General features: G+C 51.6%; 2 rRNA genes (1 of these 2 cut by a window edge). Both read left to right on the top strand.

The window, feature by feature from the left end:
• A 23S ribosomal RNA gene (locus GVJ32_RS14165) occupies positions 1–2,174 on the top strand (it extends 726 nt beyond the left edge of the window).
• 224 nt (positions 2,175–2,398) lie between these two features.
• A 5S ribosomal RNA gene (gene rrf, locus GVJ32_RS14160) occupies positions 2,399–2,500 on the top strand; the annotation flags it as partial.

Below are 2,500 nucleotides of genomic sequence, written 5' to 3'. Positions count from 1 at the left end.
TTGGAGGACCGAACCCACAAATGTTGAAAAATTTGGGGATGAGTTGTGGATCGGAGTGAAAGGCTAATCAAGCTCGGAGATAGCTGGTTCTCCTCGAAATCTATTTAGGTAGAGCGTCGTGTCTAACCCTAGGGGGTAGAGCACTGTTTGGGCTAGGGGGTCATCCCGACTTACCAACCCCATGCAAACTCCGAATACCTAGGAGTTCAATCACGGCAGACAGACAGCGGGTGCTAACGTCCGTTGTCAAGAGGGAAACAACCCAGACCGCCAGCTAAGGTCCCTAATACACATTAAGTGGGAAACGATGTGGGAAGGCTTAGACAGCTAGGAGGTTGGCTTAGAAGCAGCCACCCTTTAAAGAAAGCGTAATAGCTCACTAGTCGAGTCGGCCTGCGCGGAAGATATAACGGGGCTAAATGTGTAACCGAAGCTGCGGATGCGTGCTTGCACGCATGGTAGAGGAGCGTTCTGTAAGCCTGTGAAGGTGAATCGAGAGGTTTGCTGGAGGTATCAGAAGTGCGAATGCTGACATGAGTAACGACAAGGGGGGTGAAAAACCCCCCCGCCGGAAGACCAAGGTTTCCTGTCCCATGCTAATCAGGACAGGGTTAGTCGGCCCCTAAGGCGAGGCAGAAATGCGTAGTCGATGGAAAACGGGTTAATATTCCCGTACTTGTTATAACTGCGATGGAGGGACGGAGTAGGCTAGGCGAGCACGGCGTTGGTTGTCCGTGTTTAAGCTCGTAGGCTGGGGATTTAGGCAAATCCGGATCCCTAAGGCTGAGAAGCGATGACGAGTCCTCTTTTGGATGAAGTCGTTGATGCCATGCTTCCAAGAAAATCTTCTAAGCTTCAGGTTATAACAAACCGTACCCCAAACCGACACAGGTGGTCAGGTAGAGAATACCAAGGCGCTTGAGAGAACTCGGGTGAAGGAACTAGGCAAAATGGTACCGTAACTTCGGGAGAAGGTACGCTCCCTCTGGTGATCGGACTTGCTCCGTAAGCTGAGGGGAGTCGAAGTGACCAGGTGGCTGCAACTGTTTATCAAAAACATAGCACTGTGCAAACACGAAAGTGGACGTATACGGTGTGACGCCTGCCCGGTGCCGGAAGGTTAATTGATGGGGTTAGCGTAAGCGAAGCTCTTGATCGAAGCCCCGGTAAACGGCGGCCGTAACTATAACGGTCCTAAGGTAGCGAAATTCCTTGTCGGGTAAGTTCCGACCTGCACGAATGGCGTAATGATGGCCACGCTGTCTCCACCCGAGACTCAGTGAAATTGAATTTGCGGTTAAGATGCCGTATACCCGCGGCTAGACGGAAAGACCCCGTGAACCTTTACTATAGCTTCACAGTGGACTCTGATATTACTTGTGTAGGATAGCTGGGAGGCTTTGAAGTGGTGGCGCTAGCTACCATGGAGCCAATCTTGAAATACCAGCCTGGTACTGTTGGGGTTCTAACTCTGGACCATTATCTGGTTCGAGGACATTGTGTGGTGGGTAGTTTGACTGGGGCGGTCTCCTCCCAAAGAGTAACGGAGGAGCACGAAGGTGCGCTAAGCATGGTCGGAAATCATGCGGTTAGTGTAATGGCATAAGCGCGCTTGACTGCGAGACTGACAAGTCGAGCAGGTACGAAAGTAGGTCATAGTGATCCGGTGGTTCTGTATGGAAGGGCCATCGCTCAACGGATAAAAGGTACTCCGGGGATAACAGGCTGATACCGCCCAAGAGTTCACATCGACGGCGGTGTTTGGCACCTCGATGTCGGCTCATCACATCCTGGGGCTGAAGCCGGTCCCAAGGGTATGGCTGTTCGCCATTTAAAGTGGTACGCGAGCTGGGTTCAGAACGTCGTGAGACAGTTCGGTCCCTATCTGCCGTGGGCGTTGGAGATTTGAGGAAAGCTGCTTCTAGTACGAGAGGACCGAAGTGGACGAACCTCTGGTGTTCGGGTTGTCACGCCAGTGGCATTGCCCGGTAGCTACGTTCGGACGGGATAACCGCTGAAAGCATCTAAGCGGGAAGCCTCTTCCAAGATTAGATCTCCCTGGGGCCTTGAGCCCCCTAAAGAGCCGTTCAAGACCAGGACGTTGATAGGCAGGGTGTGTAAGTGCTGCGAGGCATTGAGCTAACCTGTACTAATTGCTCGTGAGGCTTGACCATATAATTAAGTGGTTTAGCTATCACAATGAAGAAACTGCAGCGGATTGTTGCGAGTAGCGTAAGCTACACACAAAAGAAAACAGTGTTTATATCAGCTTAGCCCGATATTGTTCCAGACAATATCAGGCACTTCCTCCATCCGTGGAGGTCGTTTACCGCCCTATTTGGATTAAATGACGCAGTACGCAAGTACGTAAGACATCTCATTTAGCCAAGCCAGTTTGCCTGGCGACCATAGAGACATGGTACCACCTGATCCCATCCCGAACTCAGAAGTGAAACGTGTCATCGCCGATGGTAGTTTGGGGTTTCCCCATGCGAGAGTA

Origin of the sequence: Zhongshania aliphaticivorans, assembly GCF_902705855.1 — a bacterium.
In the GTDB taxonomy this organism is placed as follows: domain Bacteria; phylum Pseudomonadota; class Gammaproteobacteria; order Pseudomonadales; family Spongiibacteraceae; genus Spongiibacter; species Spongiibacter aliphaticivorans_B.
This window is presented reverse-complemented; position numbering and strand designations above follow the sequence as displayed.